Genomic DNA, 18,276 nt, shown 5'->3' on the forward strand with positions numbered 1-18,276 from the left:
TTCCACATGAAAGATGATTCTACTTGGAGGTGTAGAGCGCTTGAAGCTTCGGAAGCTGCTTCGCAATAATGTCGTCTATGGGAGAGCTCGTAGTTGTAGCAAGCACGACGAGATTGGAAGCCTCGTTCATGGCATTGTCGAACTTCGGATTCTTTGTAGGAAACGGACTTGCTGTCTTCATTTGCTCATTGAACAGCTTGGCGTAATCGTCCTCATTCAATTCGGGCAGCGAGGCAATGGAAGCACGGGAGGACAGGACGCCGTTCAGCTTGTGATATACAATGGCAGCCTCTTCGGACAGCAAATATTTGACGAAAGCTGCGGCTGCTTCCTGTTGCTTGGAGCTTGCCGATACGAGCAGTTGATGCTCAGTGAAGACGGTCTCGGACCGGCCAGTCTTGTTAGCTGGAATTAGGGTTACCCCCCATTCTTGGTCAAAGGCCTCACCTTTGCCGCTAATGGTTCGGAAGTTGCTGCGCCCGAAATCGCCATCAATGAGCAGGCCTAACGAGCCGTTGCTGAACATGCCGCGAAGGTCTTTGATCTCCGCCCCTTGAGGAGAAAGATTGTGCGTGGTTAAATCGCGGTAATATTGCAGCGTATCGGCTAGAGCTGTTCCTTGGTCTACGGTAAGAATGCCAGCAGCATCGACGAATTGACCGCCGAAGCCGTATAGATTGCGCAGCAGCATTTGTCCGGTGTAAGATCCCGTCTTAGTCGCCTCGCCTAATCCATAGATGGGGCTCCCCTTGTCGTCCTGCTTCAGAGCTGCAATAGCTTTGGCGTGGATAATAAGCTCGTCCCAGGTCTGGGGTGGAGCATTAGGATCAAGACCTGCTTTTGCGTACAAAGTCTTGTTCCAGAACAGGGCATTCGGATGCGGGGCCCACGGAGCAGCGTAGAGCTTACCGTCAATCGTTACAGCTGCTTTGCTGGCAGGCAGAATATCATCGGTAATCGCAGGGCCGAGCAGCTCATCAAGCGGAGCCGCGATGCCTGCTGCAGCGAAAGCCGGGGTGAAGGCTTGATTAGCCATGAATACATCCGGCGTATTGCCTCCGGTAGAGGCGACCAGCACTTGATCCTTATATTGATTGAATGGAATGCCGAGCGATTTGATCTTAATATTCGGATTAGCAGCTTCGAAGCCGGCTACAAGCTGTGTATAGGCCTCCTTTGTGGCATCCTCCGTGGAGATCCAGTTCGCAAAGGTAAGCTCAATATGCTCTAGAGCCTGCTGCTCTTCATTGGAAGAGGGCGCAGGGGCTTCGGCATTGCTGCCTGTTGGATGATTGTCAGCTGCTGTTGTGGAGCTGTTAGAGCAACCGCTGCCCACTATTGCAAGGGCTAGAATGAACATTGTGAAGGCCCAATTGTTCAGTAATTTGTGTAATTTGTTCATCGTCATTCACTCTCTTTCTCAAGCTCAATTAACGGATTAGAAGGATCTGATGGGTATAATGCTCGGGATGACAATAGGAAAGATTGCATTGCAGCGGCTGTCCCCGATCATTGAATAGCAGGGTGCGAATAGCTAGCACAGGTGAGCCTGGCTCACTCTGTAATCGCTCCGCGATTGTGTCATTCATAAGAGCTGCCGTAAAGCTCTGTGATCCCTTGGCAACATTCACGCCGTTGCTCTCGAGCAGATCGAACACCGTGCTCTCCTCAAGCTTCTCCCTTGTGAGGAATGGACCCAAGCTGATATTAAAGAAGTTGTCATCAGTAAGGACGCAGATACTATTAACGAAAATCTGGCGGGTTACGTGAATCATGTTCGTTCCCGAAGGGATACAGAGTGCTTCGGTTATGTCCTCGGGGGCTTCATGAATAGTGTAGTCCCTCACTACGATCACAGGCTCCAGCCGCTGCTGATGCAAATGCTCTACTAGACCTACCAGCTTCGTAGTCGTTTGCGAGATGACACGCTCGGCTACAAATGTACCCTTGCCGTGCTTGCGCTCCAAGAGGCCTTCCGTTACCAGCTCTCCTAGAGCTTGTCTGATTGGTGTTCGGCTTAGGCCGAGCAGACGTTCCAGCTCTCGCTCACTTGGAATGGACGAACCTGCGGGCCACTCTCCATTGTCAATTTTTTCTTTTACGAAGTTCTTTAATTGGTAATACAGAGGTACAGAGCTTTGCAATAGATTCATATAGATCCCCCAACGTCTCTTTTTACCTTTAACTGATGATGTGGTCATTACCAGTTAAAACAAAAAAGAGACACCATTCAATGTTGAATGAGTGTCTCCAGTGGACTGGTAAACAGTGTATTTATTAAATTCTTATCCGGATAATCGGAATTATACAGAGCAATGAAATGGCTGTCAACTATAAATCAAGCAGAACAAAGGAAAAGGCAGCGGGCTTGAAGAATTTAGGTGACAAGAGCAATTTGATTAGTAAGGGGGAAGTGCGTGTGTTAATTACTTATGCGACGGAAGCAGATTATAACTATATTTTTGAAGGGGACAAGCATTTATTAGAGCGCTTAATACGGTCCAAAATAAACGGAAAAGAAATATACATCCTGCGTAACCAAGAGGGTGAAAGGATCGGCTCGATGAGGTTCAGTTTTTTCTGGGATAATACGCCGTTCATGAATCTGATCTGGATTGAGGAAGAGTACCGAGGCACTGGGATAGGAAAAGAGGCGGTCCTTTTTTGGGAGAATGAAATGAGGAAGCAGGGTTGTAAGCGGGTGATGACCTCTACTCTGGCTAATGAAGAAGCGCAGCATTTCTATCGAAAATTAGGCTATAAGGATGCAGGATGTTTATTGTTGGAGCAAGAGCCTTTAGAAATTATGTTTAGTAAAAATATTTAATATATTAATTATTAATTTCTTTAAAATTACATATTGCAATTATATTATTAATTTATTCTAATGTAACAATGGTTAATTATCTGGGATATAGGGTAAATCAATAACGTGTGCAACATATCGCGAATTATTTCGTCTGTAGGATAGGTAAGCAAGCACAGCTCATCATTGTTGCCAAACTCGCAAGTGTGATTCTACACCATAGGAGGAATGACAAATGAAGAACAAAATGCACAAAGTGTTAGCCACAGCATCTATTCTAGCATTGGCATCTATGCCACTTGCTGCAAGCGCACAGGGTGTTCCGTCCCGGAGCAATCATCATGGGCATGGGCCCGTAATGAATCATGCCAAGGTCAACCCAGGTACAATGGGTCAAATTACGAATTACGTTAATGATAAAACAGGTAAATTCATTACGGTAACAGGTCGTGGCATTGCTGCGACAGACCAAAGCGAAATTATTCTTTCCATAACGAAAAACACGAAAATAGTAAATGCAAAAGGCAAGAAGGTTTCCTTGCAAACGATTATAGACGAGAAAAAAGTGGTTAAAGCTTACTATGGTCCTAATATTACGAAAAGCATACCGGCACGCGGCACAGCATTAACTCTTGTCGTGCAGGACAAAGCTTTTACTGGAATTAATGGAACCGTAACTGAAGTTATCGACAATGGGATTGTCATAAAAGGTACAGATATGTATACGCAAAATGAAGATACGATTGTACTGCGTTTTGAAGAAAAAGCCCAGATCTTGGATCAAAACGGCAAAAAAATTAAAGCAAAAGCGATTAAGCCTGGTATGAGCATCAAGGCATTCTATGGCCCTGAAGTGACTATGAGCATCCCGCCTCAATCTACGACGAACTATGTCATGGTGAACACAGCAGTGGAGGAAGCGCAGGAAGCAGCAGGCACGAGCGGTATTATAACAAATGTCGCGGACGGTAAGTATACGGTTATCGGTAAACCGATGGAGAAGGGCGGAACGGATTATGTCATTCTAAGCGCGGATAAAAATACCCGAATCGTCGGTGAAGATGGCAAGCCGTTGACGCTTGATGCCTTGAAAACGGATGTACGTGTCGATGCTTATTACAGCGGTCCGATGACCATGATCTATCCGGCTCAAACAACGGCTGACAAAATCGTCGTTAAAGCAGCAGAAACGAATAAAATCGAGGGTACCATTATGGCATCCGATCGCACATCGAAAGGTCAAGTGTACGTGAATGTAGGCTCTGATCAAAGTATGAGCAATGATGTCATTCTGAACATCTCAGACAAGACGAAAGTTATTCCGCTTGGTACTGGAGAAACAGAATTAAGAGCAGGCACGAAAATTAAGGCTTATCATTCCGCGGCTATGACGAGGTCGCTGCCAGGCATCACGAATGCCGAGATTGTAATCGTAGTGTCCGATGAGAATGCGATACAGCCTAGATAATTGAGATGCTTCTGTAAGGTAGCTGTTCAAAAGCAACGAATCACTTAAAATAGAAACAGGATGGATCAGGTAATTTCTGCTCCATCCTGTTTTTTATTGTGCGATTGTATCATCATTTAAGTGTGATCATTAAGGCTTGCCTTCGCACTCCCCCTTCAATGTATGAACAGGATAGAATATATTAGACATATAAGCAAATTCGATAGCGGGAGCGAATACATGAAACAGAGCATATTACTGGTTGAGGACGACCGAGCTATTAGCGAGATGGTAGAAGCATATTTGACGATGGAAGGCTTCCGTGTTGTCCATGCGGCAGATGGAGAAGCGGCTATGCAATTATTTGAACAGCATGGCCCATATGATTTGATCGTGCTCGATGTGATGCTGCCAAAGCTTAGCGGGATAGATATCCTCAAGAAGATAAGGGAGAACAGCCTAGTTCCAATCTTGATCTTATCTGCCAAAGATGGAGACGTCGATAAGGCACTAGGCTTAGGCTTTGGAGCTGACGATTATTTGTCCAAGCCGTTCTCGATGATAGAGCTGCTTGCCAGAGTAAAGGCGGCGATCCGCAGAGCGACGCTATATTCGAGCAATCAGGAACAGGCGAAGCCGCGTGTACTGTGTGTCCATGAGCTGACCATTGATACGGATAACATTGATGTAAGCAAGCGCGGCAAGTCTATTAAGCTGACAGCGAAGGAATGGCAAATTATGAAGCTGTTGGCGGAGAATCCAACGAAGGTATTTACGAAGGAGCAGCTGTATAGATCGGTATGGCAAGATGATTATTTTGGCGATGAGAATGTGATTAATGTACATATTAGCAGATTGCGAGAGAAAATAGAGGATGAGCCGTCCTCACCGCAATATATCAAGACATTATGGGGCATTGGTTATAAGCTGGGTGAATTTTAAATATGGTTAAATTTCTAGTAGGCATCATTGTGCTGCTCTTTCTCTTGAACGTTATTCAGTTTCTGAAGAGACGTGGGAGGAGCTCCCACATAGATGATATAGCCCAGCGCCTAAGCCAGCTGCTCGGGGAACAGCGTTCTTCGGAGCAACTGCTGCTCATGACGGAGGATCGCGAGCTAAAGGCGCTGCTTATACAGCTTAATCTGTTGCTAGACTATAACCAGCGTATAACTGCGCAATATAGGAAAACGGAGCGTTCCATGAAAAAAATGCTTGCGAATTTCTCGCATGATCTGAAGACCCCGCTTACCGTAGTGCTAGGCTATGTCGAGATCATACAAAGCAGTCACTCGATCAGTCCGCAGGAAAGAGAGCGCCTTCTGCGGCTAATCCATGAGAAAACATTAGAAATTATTAAGCTGATGAATGGTTTCTTCGATCTTGCCCGACTGGAGGCAGGTGATCGTAATTTGGCCTTATCTCGAATAGACGTGAATGAGCTGAGCAAAAAAAGCATACTGTCCTTTTACGATAGCATACAGGCAAGCGGCCTTGAGGTCGATATTCAGCTGTCAGAGATCCCTGTCTATGCCTTGGCGAATGAAGAGGCGTTGGAGCGAGTGCTGAACAATTTATTGTCTAATGCGATACAGTACGGCGCCGATGGACAATGGATTGGAATAGCGGTGGTCTGTGATGATAAGTTCGTTAGAATTGAAGTGTCAGATTGCGGAAAAGGCATTCCTGCAAGTAATCTGGAGCTCGTATTCGAGCGGATGTTCACACTGGAGGAATCAAGGAACAAAGCATTCCAAGGGAGCGGCTTAGGCTTAACGATCACGAAAAGATTAGTAGAGGAAATGGATGGAGAGATTACATTGACAAGCATTCCATATGAGAGAACGACCTTCTCAGTTGCTCTAAGACGGATGAACTATTAACAACTTAAGATATTTGTTAGAAATAAGCAACAAATAAGATAAGCGTCTTCGATAAACTTAGACTTAGTTAGCAAGACATGAGAGGAGATGCAAGAGTGACGGATGTTATAAGAACGAATGACTTGACGAAGAGCTTCAATGGCAAGGATGTCGTATCCAATGTAAGTATGAATGTAAAACGTGGAGAAATCTATGGATTTCTCGGTCCCAATGGGGCAGGCAAGTCAACGATTATGAAAATGCTCACGAACCTCGTTAAGCCGACTGCCGGGCACATTGAATTGTTCGAACAGCCATTAACGCCTTCTTCTTACAAGGTATTTAGAAGAATGGGAAGCATGATCGAAATGCCGGTATTTTATGACAAGCTGACAGCCAAGCAGAACCTGGATCTGCATAATGCGTATATGGGCTATCATGGCAAGAATGCAATCAGCGAGGCGCTCGAAATGGTCCATTTGCGCAATATTGAGGATAAAGCAGTGAGGAACTTTTCGCTTGGGATGAAACAAAGGCTGGCTATCGCAAGGGCTATTATGACAAAACCAGAGCTTCTTATTCTAGATGAGCCGATTAATGCGCTTGATCCTGCGGGTATCAAAGAAATTCGGAGCTTGCTGCAGTTGCTAAGTAAGGATTTTGGGATGACAATTCTCATCTCCAGTCATTTGTTGAGCGAGATTGAGCAAATAGCCGATACAATCGGAGTTATTAACGGGGGCAGACTTATTCAGCAGGTGTCGATGGAAGAAGTCAGGGGGCAGCATGCTGAATATATTGAGCTGATTACCTCCAACCGGGTTAAGGCTTGTACGGTGCTGGCGGGTCAACTGAAGCTTACTAATTTTAAAATCATAGATGATAATATGATCCGAATTTTCGAATCGGGCGATCTGCAGACAACGATCTCGAAGACGCTCGCGCTAAATGACGTGGGAGTCGAATCTTTGAGTAAGAAATACACGTCATTGGAGCAGTATTTTCTTGATTTGATTCAAGGGGATGAGGTGAAAAGCCGATGATGACAATCATGAAGCTGGAACTGGAAAAAATGAAGTTGGGCTGGTATGTGAGGTCAGCTGCAATAGCTAATGTGATTATCGTTCTTTTTATGTTCTTGGTGTGTTACGTGGAGCAGTTGGAAGGAGGAAGTGCAGTTAGCGGTATCGAGGAGGCTTATATCCTTATAGGGTCTTTTGTTAGAGCGACTTTTATCGTTATGGCCGCTGTATTAATTGGCAAACTAATTATTAATGAATATAAGAATAAAACGATTACTGTTCTATTTATGTACCCAGTTAGCCGCAAGAAGCTGCTCACCTCTAAGCTTCTGCTTATTATGGGCATTACTTTTATCACAATCGTTATTTCACATCTATTCACATTAAGTGCGTTTACCGTCATTAATCACTTTGTGCAGTTTATTCCGGTAGAACAGGGTATGCCTGAAGCGACAGACTATATTTCGCAGTTTACACAAATTGTGACCTTTGCTTTTGCTGCCGCAGGAACAAGCTTGGTTCCGTTGTACTTTGGCATGCGCAAGCATTCGGTACCGGCGACTATTATTTCCTCACTACTAATTGTAGCCTTGACAACCATGCATAATCCTGTCATCTCATTGACTACTATTATCTACATTCCGCTAAGCTTGGCTGTTGTTGGCATAGCGCTGGCTTGGTGGGCGATACGCCGAATTGATACAGTGGATGTTACATAGAATTCGATCCATTTCCTACAATTTTTCCGTCTATAGATAGTACAGAGGACAATTACGAGGGAATTAGAATGAGCGGGAATGAATTGGTAGATGGTGAACTGTTAGGGTGAAGCGGTATTAGGGTAATCATGCTTATAAGCGAAGGGAGAGGTTGAACTATGGCTAATCATGATAAGCCCCCAGAAATTCCGATGATTCCTCCTGACAATGAACCAAGCATTCTACCGCCGTCTCCTCCTGAGATTCGGCCAGACCAGCCTGTTCCTGAGGTGGTTCCAGAACCATCACCTCCGGAGATTAAGCCGGATGTCATACCCGAGATCAGGCCGGAGCTGCCACCAGAGGTATAGAAAATGATTTTATAATAGAGAATGGGCGGGGCTCCCTTACCGGGGACCCCGCCCATTTGCTCTGTCTAAGCATCCTCCCACTTTTTCTTGAAGAATAGCTGGTACAGCTTTACGACTACGATCTTCACCATCATATAGACAGGAATGATGATGATCACGCCGATGATTCCGAATGCATCGCTGCCCACTAAGACCAGGATAATCGTCGTTAGCGGGTGAATATCGAGCTTTTTACCGAAAATATAAGGCGATAGAATGTTATCCTGAATTTGCTGTGCAGCTAGAATCACCACTAGTGACCATATGGCTGTAGAAGGAGATTCAATTAGGCCAATGATAACAATGGGTATGGCCGACAGAATGGCACCGATGAAAGGAATAAAGTTCATGATGACAGCTACGACCGTCAATAATAGCGCATAAGGCAGTCCGATAATGAGGAATCCCACATACATCAGCACACCGAGTGCGAGGTTAACCACGACTCGCCCAACAATGAAGCCGCTAAGAGCAAGATCAATATCCTTAATGACCTCGCGGCCGTCCTCACGGAATCTCTTAGGCATAAAACGAACAATTTGCTGACCGAACTTATTCCCTTCCTTCAACATGTAGAACAAGAGAATAGGGAAGGTGAACAGAATAAGAGCGAAATCCGAGAGGAAAGTGAACATGCCTGCCAGATAATCTGTTAATAAGGAAAAGCCCTTGTTCAGATATTCCGTCAGCTTGGACAGCGGGTTCTCATTCGTAGGGAAGATTCCAGATAGATATTCATTTTGTTCGAGCTCTTGCAGCTGCTTGGTCAAGGCATTGAATAGATTCGGCGCATTATCGACCAGATTGAAAAATTGCGTGCGTAGAGAAGGATACACTCCGATTATAAATAGGCTAAACAATATAGCGATCACGACGTAAATAATTAGGATGGCTAATGAACGATTCAGCTTAGGCCTCTCCATCCAGTTCACGAGCGGACGCAGCAGATAATAGCAGAAGGACGACAGCATCAGTGGAATCATAATGATGCTAAGCAATGAGAATAACGGCTTAAAAATAAAATCAACGAGTGAACCCATAAAAATAATGCCGAGCAGTAATAGAATAGCGGTAGCTATCTTGATGAAACGATTCAATAAGGTCAAGAGTTCCCCTCCAATGTATGAATGCCTGCGAAGTATTGTCCTATACATCATAGACAAATTCATAGGGGATATTCAAGTAAAGTAAGCTAGTGTGGGATTTATCACAGGATTAGACGGGTATTCTTTGATTAATTATGTATATTTTTTCAACTGCTATTAATTTTTGGTGTAAAATGTAATTGGTGATATCGCTATCCAGTTTAACATCATTAATCATCCATCCTTGGAGCCAGCAAACTCAGAAAGAAAACAAATAGAAGTCTGATTAACCAAACGAATATCCAGGCTGGTTCAATAAGCGATCAGCTCAAAGGGGAGTAGTGACGTAATGTTCAGTTATGTAGGCAATGGAGCTTATTGCTATGCCAACTCAACATCTATGCTGCTTGATGCTAGCGGAGAACAAATATCGCCCAACCGAATTGAAGTGTTGACGGGCGTAGGACTTGGGGCAGTCTGGTTCGAAGAGGACAACATGATCTTCTTCTCCAATGGAGTCCCGCATATTGGCGTAAGCAAGGCTTTGGACATATTGGGATTCGCTTACACCGAACACACCAGTAAGACGGAGTCTCAATGGATAGAGCTACTGACTGAGGTTATGCAGCAGCATCCTGTCATGCTAGGGCCACTGGACATGGGCTATTTAAGTTATATGCCTAACTATCTGAATCTGCATGGCTGTGACCATTATGTCATGGCTTTTAAGATTGAGAACGGAATGGTTCATCTGCATGATCCGGCAGGGTACCCGTATGTTATGCTTTGTATAGAAGAACTGGTAAGAGCCAGTAGAACAAGCCAGCTGCAATACCGTCTATATCCGGATGATCTGGCCTATCATCACTGGTGTATTCCAACACGGAAAAGGCATCCGGGGGAGAGAGAAATCATTGAGCAGGGGATTCACTATTTCCGGGACGTATATACCGAGATGGAGAATCAGTCTCTTGCACGCAATTGGAAAGTAGGCAGCGACGCTATTAGGGTATTGAAGGAAAAGGTGCAGAATGGTGAGATTCCGCTTGGTCTGAAGGGGCATTTAACCCATTTTGCTTTTCAAGTAGGAGCCAAACGCGCATTAAACTATTGTGAGTTTTTCCAAAGCGAGAATAAGCGGCTAAGTGAGATTAAGCTAGGGCAGTCTGAAGTATTTGGCCGATGCCACTCGCTCGCTGTTCAAGGGAAATGGCAGGCTGTTGGCGAGGCGCTGCATGATTTGGCAGATCGGGAGGACGAGTTCCGAGAGGCTCTATTCCAGTGAAGCTGACTCTGTACAGGTTATCGATGTAATCGAAAGGAATAGGCGTCAGAATGAGGTTAGAAGGCAGCTTCTACTCTTATTCTGACGCCTATTTGAGCTAATACAGATTATCGCTTGACCAGTCGCCTGTCAAAGGGGAGTCAGGCAGGTGCGGCAGCTTCAAGGACAATTTTTGAACCGCTGGTGGAAGAGCAGGTGAGTAAAGCTAGATCACCTGCTTGAGCATCCTTTAGTGAAGCATTTTCACTATGTAATGAGGATATTTTCGCTAAAAGGATTACTTTACGAGCTTGATCGAGGATTAGCGCCACTAAGGTTTCTAGTCGAGAAGCTTGGTTTTCCACTAGTGAACCCAGCTTCACTGTCTCGTTTTTTTACCGGTATATAGCGTGGAAAAGCGTAATGGGATTCACCAATTAGCGAATGCTAGTCCTTCCTGGAGCAACTATTTAAATGGTTATATAATCGAATATTAGAGAGTGAAGAGCTTGCCGCTTGACCACAATCTACTTGCGCAGGCAGCATCATAGATCAGATGAGGAAATAGCGGCACAGAAATTTTTTTGCAACATTTTATTCTAAGTAAGCGATCTATCCAGCATCCATACTCCTCTTGGGACTCCCTTATTCGGCTTGCAGAAGAGAAGACGAGTGCACATTGTCGAAAGTCATGAATACAGATGATCATTCATATATCTTCTAGAATAAGAGGCCGATAATGCCATTCAAGGAGAGTAGGCGATGAAATGGATCCCAGACAAAATCAAGGGATGAATGGAAAAGTACCTCAGCCCATCCGAAATGACGGCGCTGGCGGTTTCGATAGCGGTCCCCGGGACATTATGCGCGATCTTGAAAACCCTAATATGCTGGTTCCGCCTATTACGGATTCCGGCTTGCTCCCTAACCTGAAGTTCTCATTCTCCGATACTTCTATGACCCTGAATAAAGGGGGGTGGTCACGGGAAATTACAGTCAGAGAGCTGCCCATTGCCACTACACTTGCAGGCGTAAATATGAGCTTGACCGCTGGCGGCGTTCGAGAGCTGCATTGGCATCAGCAAGCTGAATGGTCCTATATGATATTAGGTCGGGCGCGCATTACATCTGTAGACCAAGAGGGGCGCAACTTCATTGCTGACGTGGGTCCGGGCGACCTGTGGTATTTTCCCCCAGGACTTCCGCATTCGATTCAGGGGCTGGAGCACTGCGAGTTTTTGCTTGTATTTGATGACGGCAGCTTCTCTGATCTTAACACCCTGTCTATCTCCGATTGGTTCTCACGAACGCCAAAGGACGTGCTGTCTGCCAATTTCGGAGTGCCGATGAGTGCCTTCGACCACATTCCTTGTGAACAGGTCTATATTTACCAAGACAAGGTGCCAGGCCCATTGGAAAAGGAGAAGGTGGCTTCCCCTTACGGTACCATTCCGCACAGCTTCAAGCACCAACTGTTAGCGCAGGAACCGATTCGAACGCCTGGCGGAAGCGTACGAATCGTAGATTCCACTAACTTTCCTATTTCCAAGACAATCGCTGCAGCGCTGGTTGAGATTGAGCCCGGTGCAATGCGGGAGCTTCATTGGCATCCTAATAACGATGAGTGGCAATATTACCTTACGGGCCAGGGGCGAATGACCGTGTTTGCAGGGGATGGCACAGCCCGCACCTTTGACTATAGAGCCGGTGATGTCGGCTATGTTCCTTTTGCGAATGGGCATTATATTCAGAATACGGGCAATCATACGTTATGGTTTTTGGAAATATTCAAGAGCGACCGATTCGAGGATGTGTCGTTGAACCAGTGGATGGCGCTTACCCCTAGAGATGTGGTTGCGAGTAATTTGCAGGTCGGACCGGAGCTGCTGAATGCACTGCGCAAGGAGAAATGGCCAGTAGTTAAGTATCCCGGATTTTCCTATTATCCTAAATAGCAATCGTAGTATTAGCAAGAGGTGTTGTTGGTTAAGCGCCAAATGACCGAACAAGTGTAGTCTTGTTCGGTCATTTGGCGTTTTTTTGCGGAAGAGCGGCTCATTGGTATCGGGCTAGCAATTGGGACAGCCTCTTGTGAATTGAAGCCTTCAATTCTTGCGGTTCTTCTAGAACAGCATCCTCTCCCAAGCCGATAAAGAATTCCGTGAAAAAGGGAATGTCTTCGCGATCCACATTCGCAGCTATAGTACCGCTTCCATCTTCACGCACATGTATCATGGGAGCAAGCCACAGCTCGGTCTCGCAGCGCTGGACGCCGGCTCGACTCAGCTCTGCGCGAATTCGAATCGGCCCCTGCAGATTCGCAGCTTCTCGCCTGCTGAGGCGTGCATCATAGGGTGAGAGCGGCTCAATACCGGACACATCATACACCGCCTTATGAATCCGATCGCACCGAAACACACGGATACTCTGGCGCAAGAAGCAGAAGGCTCTGCAATACCAGAAACCATTGTTCGCATAAATGAAGATCGGCTGGATGCGGCGGCTGGATGTTCCCTCTTCTCTCGATTCGTAGTCCACTTCAAGCACTTGCTGACGAACGGCAGCCTCAAGTAGAACGGCCAAGCAGGGGGCATCGCCTCGTCTTGCTGGCGTAATGAAGTCGACCCGATTCTTCATGCTATCGATGCGGTCCCGGACGTCTCCAGGCATATGGAGGTAAAATTTGCTTAACGCCGAGGTGGATTCTGCTTCGAATGGAAGCGAGGAGTAATGGCGCAAGGCATGGACTGCAAAAAACATCGCCACGGCTTCTTCCTCAGTAAATGCGATTGGAGGCAGGACTCTTTCTCTCACAACCTGATATCCTCCGTGCGGACCTACTTCCGAGTAGAGTGGCACCCCCAGCTCGCTAAGCTCTTGTAAATCTCTTAGAATCGTTCGCGTTGACACGCCGAATTCGTCGGCAAGCTCTTGTACCTTGAATCGACGCTTCCGATTAACGGTCATCATCATTTCCATAAGCCGTTTTGATTTGGACATAGCAAGACCTCGATTTTTTATATTCATGACAATAGTTGTCACTATTATAATCTACAATAGGAAGCAAGCCTAGATAAACATAGCTGGAAGAGAACACGAACACGTCAGATGCTTTATGAAATGTCGAAGTAGAGATAGCTTTCAAATAAAGGAGATGGCGGTATGACAAATTCACATCATTCTATTGGCATCAGAAAATATTTTAAATCGGGAGATTTGAAGCTTTCTTATTTGGATTTTGGCGGAGAAGGTCAGAAGATCCTGCTTATGCTGCATGGGCATATGGGCAATGGCAGGGAATTTGCTAAGCTAGCCTCTAAATTCGAAAATTGGCGTGTGATTGCTTTAGACCAGCGCGGTCATGGTTGGAGTGAGCATCCTCCGGAAAAGGACTACTCACGAGAGAGCTATATCGCAGATATTCTCAGCCTGATTCGACAAGAGCTCGGTGGGGTGTCTGTCACGATACTTGGTCATTCATTGGGGGGAGTGAATGCTTATCAGTTCGCGGCCCGTTATCCAGAACTAGTGAATTCTATCATAGTAGAGGACATCGGTGTAGAATTGAACCACGATATTTCTTATGCTGCGAACCTTCCCAAACGTTCAGCTTCTTTGCAGCTGCTAAGAGAAGCGCTTATTGAGACAGGCTTCAAGGCCATTGATTATTTTTCTGAAAGTGCGTTTGAGGATGAGAAAGGTTGGGGATTCCGGTTTGATATACAAGGGATCATAATCTCGACACGGAATACGAATGGAGTCTGGTGGGAGGATTGGCTCTCTACCGCTTGTCCTGTTCTGCTGATTCATGGTCAAAGAAGCTGGGCTCTCCAATTGGAAGAAGCGCAGCGAATGGCTAATCGAAGGCCTAATACAAAGCTTGAGGTTTTTGAAGAATGCGGTCACGGCGTCCATTCGGATGACTTAGACGGTTTTTATAAGGCAGTAAACGGTTTTTTGAGGAGCTAAGCATGGAATAGCAACAAGTATCAGGAAGAGAAGTCCCTTGAATAGGGCGCCAATTATGGTGTGGGATGTTCCTCATTAAATATCTAAGACAAATAAATGCTAGTATGAAGCATGAAACCCCCACAGAGCCTTCTGTAGGGGTTTTGTGCTTTACAAATGAATTTGGTATTATGACGATTATTCTATATACTATTATTTATAGGAAATATATAGATTATACTAAATTATTCGATACATAAAGGGGTCTACCCCATGGATTTCACCATAGAGTCTGTCCTTATGATTGTTTCAATAATTATGATGGGCTTAATTCTAGCGACCATATTTAGGTTTAGAAAAGAACGAGGGGTCAGTTATCTCATAGGATTGATTGTCTGCCGAATGATTTATGCAGTTGGAATCGTTCTGGAGAGAAGCAGCTATGACTTATTAGACAAGCTGTTTTTTCGTAATGTCCAGCATACGATGCTGAATTTGATGGTACCTTTCGTTATTCTTTTCGTGTATCAGCTTACCGGCCGAGACAAGTTTAGAAAGACACGATCGAAGGCTATGCTGTTCTCGGTGTTCGTGCTCTGGTCGTTGCTTGCATGGCTTAATCCGGAAATGCATGTGATCTTTCGTACGGTCGAGCTTTATAACGGTCAATTAGTGGCGACGAGGACTCTCTATTCTAGTATATTCAGTTTTATTTGCTACAGTTTTTTGGTTGTATGTATCTACTTTCTTTTTCAATATGTCAGAAATATTCGCAATGAATTCCGAAAGCCGGGCATCTGGGTTCTAGCTCTGGCTTGTCTGCCATTTGTTATTGAGGTTATAAAATTTGCAAATCCCGAATTGGCTGCGTGGCTGCTTCCATGGTCGGTTTTTTGTGGATTTACAGGCATCCTAATGCTACTAATTACAATGAGGCACAAATTTTTCTCCATCGTTCCCATTGCCAGAAATATTGTGTTCGATACGCTTCAGGAAAGTATTCTGATATCTAATGCTTCAGGAAACATTGTTGACAGTAATACACGCGCTATCCAGTGGTTATCCGATATGGGGCAAACGGCAATTATAGGTCGGGCTATGACGGAATTATTAGCGCCTTGGCCAGAGTGGCATAAGCTGTGCGAGTCTAAGCAAGAAGGCAGTGTAGAAATTGAAGCCTGGCTGGATGGAGAACGAAAAATTTACAGCGTGAGCGTATATCCGTTGCGGACTCTGCGTAAGAGACAGGGCAGCATTTCTCTTATCTTTGATATTACCGAGAAGCAGCGGCATCTGGAGCAGATTGCCAAGCTCAACCAGTTGAAGGATCAGCTCTTCACGATTGTATCGCATGATATTCGCAGTCCTCTTGCTTTGCAGTTTCAATTAGTAGAGCTATTAGAAGAAGATAGAGAAAGCTTCGGAATGGAGCATCAAGAAATCATTAAGGAGCTTGGTGACCAGATTCGCAACACGCTGGGAATGTCTAACAACTTGCTAGAGTGGTTTCGCGGCCAGCGAGAAGACATGACCCTTCGTCTACAGGTATTAGAGCTGTATGAGGTTGCAGAGGAATGCTGTCATATGCTGCAAACTAAAAGTAAATTCAAGCATATATCCGTGCATAATACGATTGTCCATGGCACCCTCGTGTATGCTGATCGGGAAGCGCTTGGATTAATCATTCGTAATTTGTTATCTAACGCTATCAAATTTACCGAGCAGAGGGGAACAATTCAGTTATCTGCTCAGTTATCAGAGGATATGGTAATCTTCTCCGTCTGCGATAATGGGGTGGGTATGGAAGAGGAGCAGGTAAATAAGCTCTTTGGCGAGCGGAAGCTTAATTCAATGCCAGGCACCTTGGGAGAAAAGGGGGCCGGTCTTGGACTGATTGTAAGTCGGCAGTACGTCGAGCTAAACGGCGGAAGATTGTGGGCGGAAAGCAAAGCAGGGCAAGGAAGCCAATTTCATTTCACCATGAGAGGCGGAACAGAGCAATGAAAGTTCTCATAGTTGATGATGAGCCAGCCATGCTATTGGTTATGAAACGGCTGCTGTTACATATAGAGAGCGTGGAGCTTGTTGGAAGCTTCCAGCATGCGGAAGAGGCGCTAAGCTTTATTCAGGATAAGGAGGTGGATCTCGCATTCCTAGACATCAGGATCGCTGCGGACGACGGACTAGAGTTAGCTCGCCGTTTGCGCGAGATTCGTGCTGATCTTGAGATCGTGTTCACAACCTCGCATGCCGAATATGCGATTCATGCATACGATGTTTACCCATTGGACTATATGGTTAAGCCGATCTCCAGAAGCCGTCTGGCTCAGACGATTACTCTAGCCGCCGGCAGACGGAGCGCTTCTTCTAAGGATTCTTCTGGGGACGGCGCATCTAATCGACTGATCATTAGGGGGCTTGGTTGCTTACAGGCCAGCAGTAAGCAGGGGATAGTGAAATGGATTTCCAAGAAAAGCGTGGAATTATTCGCATATTTACTTATCAATCGAGGCCGTAATGTAAGCAAGTTCAAAATTTTAGGGGATATCTTCCCGGATATGCCCCTTAAGAATGCAGAAATATATCTCAATACAGCCGTTTATCAGCTAAGGAAAGCATTATCTTCACACGGGTATAAGAAAATGGTCATTGCAGCGAATGAACAGTATCGTGTAGATTTTGCTCAAGCAGATGTCGATTTTATTAAGTTGGAGCAGGGTATGGAGGAATTGTACGAAATCAATGCAGCTAACGAAGCAGCGGCAATAGAACTGGAGAAAATGTATATAGGCGGGCTGTTCGAAGATAAATCTTATGAATGGGCAGCAGCGGAGCGTGAGCGATTGGCGATTATGTACGATTCTTTTGCCAAGCGACTTGGAGGCTGGCTGCTCATGCGAATGCGATATCGAGAAGCCATGCAATTAGCTAGAAAAATTGTAGCTTGCAATGAATTTGATGAGGAGTCTAATTTATTGCTGCTGAAAATATTCGGAGCCATGGGAGATCGGCAGTCGCTCCACCATTATTATGAGCACTATAAGCAGTTGCTGTTATTAGAACTTGGAATACAGCCTTCAGCCGATTTTCAGCAGCTATACGAACAATATCAGTGATGCAGGGAGGTAGATTATGATTATGGACAGAGAGAGCCCCAGTATTATTCTAATAACCGGAATCATGGCAAGCGGCAAGTCGACGGTGGGCCAATTACTATCCGAGCAATTCGATAGATCCGTACATCTTAGGGGAGACATCTTTCGCAGAATGGTGGTGAATGACCGCCGGGAGGTGCACCCGAATGCAGGAGAGGAGGAGCTGGGACAGCTTCGACTTCGGTATCGGCTTGCTGCTCAAGCAGCTGAGACCTATGTAAAGGAAGGCTTTACAGTTGTTGTTCAGGATGTAGTTGTGGGCCCCATGCTGAATGATTTCATTTCCTACATACAGCATCGACCTTTCTATGTGGTGGTATTGTGTCCGGCTGCAGATGTCGTCGAGCAAAGAGAAGCTCAGCGATCCAAAAAAGGCTATGGCATTTGGAGTGTAGCTGAACTGGATCAATTACTTAGACAGGAAACGCCGCGTATCGGATTGTGGCTGGATTCGTCTAAGTTGACTGCGAAAGAAACCGTCGACGAAATTGTGAAGCGAATTGGACAAGCTGCATTATCATAAAAGTAATCAAGGCCTCCTCAGGTACTTACCTGAGGAGGCCTTGATGTTTTCCAGAT

The 18,276-nt window shown here is 45.4% G+C and carries 18 protein-coding genes; 13 read left to right on the forward strand and 5 right to left on the reverse strand.

Translation table 11 applies throughout. The features are described from left to right. Positions 1 to 19 precede the first annotated feature (19 nt). Positions 20 to 1,402 carry an ABC transporter substrate-binding protein gene (locus tag AC50YO_RS12605; protein ID WP_494847277.1) on the reverse strand — a complete coding sequence of 461 codons (1,383 nt, stop codon included), beginning with the start codon at positions 1,400 to 1,402 and terminating at the stop codon, positions 20 to 22. Between the two features lie 28 nt (positions 1,403 to 1,430). Next, positions 1,431 to 2,153 (reverse strand): GntR family transcriptional regulator, encoded by a 723-nt coding sequence (locus tag AC50YO_RS12610; protein ID WP_494847279.1) that lies wholly within the window; start codon positions 2,151 to 2,153, stop codon positions 1,431 to 1,433. A gap of 266 nt (positions 2,154 to 2,419) precedes the next feature. Here AC50YO_RS12610 and AC50YO_RS12615 point away from each other — a divergent pair, with 266 nt between their 5' ends. The 7 genes from AC50YO_RS12615 (at position 2,420) to AC50YO_RS12645 (ending at position 8,206) form a co-directional block, all read left to right on the forward strand. Then, complete coding sequence (locus AC50YO_RS12615; protein WP_494847563.1) at positions 2,420 to 2,827, forward strand: GNAT family N-acetyltransferase; 408 nt, start codon at positions 2,420 to 2,422, stop codon at positions 2,825 to 2,827. 214 nt (positions 2,828 to 3,041) lie between these two features. Beyond that, complete coding sequence (locus AC50YO_RS12620) at positions 3,042 to 4,274, forward strand: peptidase (RefSeq protein ID WP_494847280.1); 1,233 nt, start codon at positions 3,042 to 3,044, stop codon at positions 4,272 to 4,274. A 219-nt stretch (positions 4,275 to 4,493) separates the two neighbouring features. Next, entirely contained in the window at positions 4,494 to 5,195 is a 702-nt protein-coding gene (locus AC50YO_RS12625) for a response regulator transcription factor (protein ID WP_494847281.1), read from the forward strand. A gap of 2 nt (positions 5,196 to 5,197) precedes the next feature. Further along, on the forward strand, positions 5,198 to 6,136 hold the full coding sequence (locus AC50YO_RS12630) for a sensor histidine kinase (protein WP_494847283.1): 939 nt from the start codon (positions 5,198 to 5,200) through the stop codon (positions 6,134 to 6,136). Positions 6,137 to 6,231: 95 nt separating this feature from the next. Continuing rightward, complete coding sequence (locus AC50YO_RS12635; protein ID WP_494847285.1) at positions 6,232 to 7,158, forward strand: ABC transporter ATP-binding protein; 927 nt, start codon at positions 6,232 to 6,234, stop codon at positions 7,156 to 7,158. After that, complete coding sequence (locus AC50YO_RS12640; protein ID WP_494847287.1) at positions 7,155 to 7,856, forward strand: ABC transporter permease; 702 nt, start codon at positions 7,155 to 7,157, stop codon at positions 7,854 to 7,856. Before AC50YO_RS12635 ends, AC50YO_RS12640 begins: the two co-directional genes overlap by 4 nt. Before the next feature lie 158 nt (positions 7,857 to 8,014). Further along, complete coding sequence (locus tag AC50YO_RS12645) at positions 8,015 to 8,206, forward strand: hypothetical protein (RefSeq protein WP_494847288.1); 192 nt, start codon at positions 8,015 to 8,017, stop codon at positions 8,204 to 8,206. A gap of 65 nt (positions 8,207 to 8,271) precedes the next feature. Here AC50YO_RS12645 and AC50YO_RS12650 read toward each other — a convergent pair whose 3' ends face one another. Continuing rightward, positions 8,272 to 9,351 (reverse strand): AI-2E family transporter, encoded by a 1,080-nt coding sequence (locus AC50YO_RS12650; protein WP_494847289.1) that lies wholly within the window; start codon positions 9,349 to 9,351, stop codon positions 8,272 to 8,274. Positions 9,352 to 9,679: 328 nt separating this feature from the next. On the opposite strand from AC50YO_RS12650, the gene AC50YO_RS12655 reads away from it, so the two are divergent. Continuing rightward, positions 9,680 to 10,615 (forward strand): YobF C-terminal domain-containing protein, encoded by a 936-nt coding sequence (locus AC50YO_RS12655; RefSeq protein WP_494847291.1) that lies wholly within the window; start codon positions 9,680 to 9,682, stop codon positions 10,613 to 10,615. A 140-nt stretch (positions 10,616 to 10,755) separates the two neighbouring features. On the opposite strand, the gene AC50YO_RS12660 is transcribed toward AC50YO_RS12655, so the two are convergent. Further along, positions 10,756 to 10,959: a hypothetical protein gene (locus AC50YO_RS12660; RefSeq protein ID WP_494847293.1), complete on the reverse strand. Its 204-nt coding sequence runs from the start codon at positions 10,957 to 10,959 to the stop codon at positions 10,756 to 10,758. 402 nt (positions 10,960 to 11,361) lie between these two features. Between AC50YO_RS12660 and AC50YO_RS12665 the strand changes: the two genes are divergently transcribed. Then, positions 11,362 to 12,549, forward strand: a complete 1,188-nt coding sequence (locus AC50YO_RS12665; protein WP_494847295.1) for an oxalate decarboxylase family bicupin — start codon at positions 11,362 to 11,364, stop codon at positions 12,547 to 12,549. 100 nt (positions 12,550 to 12,649) lie between these two features. Here the strand turns inward: AC50YO_RS12665 and AC50YO_RS12670 are convergent, their stop codons facing one another. Then, positions 12,650 to 13,594 carry a helix-turn-helix transcriptional regulator gene (locus tag AC50YO_RS12670; RefSeq protein WP_494847296.1) on the reverse strand — a complete coding sequence of 315 codons (945 nt, stop codon included), beginning with the start codon at positions 13,592 to 13,594 and terminating at the stop codon, positions 12,650 to 12,652. A gap of 162 nt (positions 13,595 to 13,756) precedes the next feature. Here AC50YO_RS12670 and AC50YO_RS12675 point away from each other — a divergent pair, with 162 nt between their 5' ends. From AC50YO_RS12675 to AC50YO_RS12690, 4 genes are all read left to right on the forward strand, one after another. Then, entirely contained in the window at positions 13,757 to 14,563 is an 807-nt protein-coding gene (locus AC50YO_RS12675; RefSeq protein WP_494847298.1) for an alpha/beta fold hydrolase, read from the forward strand. A 279-nt stretch (positions 14,564 to 14,842) separates the two neighbouring features. Continuing rightward, positions 14,843 to 16,546: a sensor histidine kinase gene (locus tag AC50YO_RS12680; RefSeq protein ID WP_494847300.1), complete on the forward strand. Its 1,704-nt coding sequence runs from the start codon at positions 14,843 to 14,845 to the stop codon at positions 16,544 to 16,546. After that, on the forward strand, positions 16,543 to 17,658 hold the full coding sequence (locus AC50YO_RS12685; protein WP_494847302.1) for a response regulator: 1,116 nt from the start codon (positions 16,543 to 16,545) through the stop codon (positions 17,656 to 17,658). The genes AC50YO_RS12680 and AC50YO_RS12685 overlap by 4 nt, the downstream gene beginning before the upstream one ends. Positions 17,659 to 17,680: 22 nt before the next feature. Then, positions 17,681 to 18,220 (forward strand): AAA family ATPase, encoded by a 540-nt coding sequence (locus tag AC50YO_RS12690; protein WP_494847565.1) that lies wholly within the window; start codon positions 17,681 to 17,683, stop codon positions 18,218 to 18,220. Positions 18,221 to 18,276 lie beyond the last annotated feature (56 nt).

The sequence above is a fragment of the Paenibacillus sp. J22P59 genome (assembly GCF_059383895.1).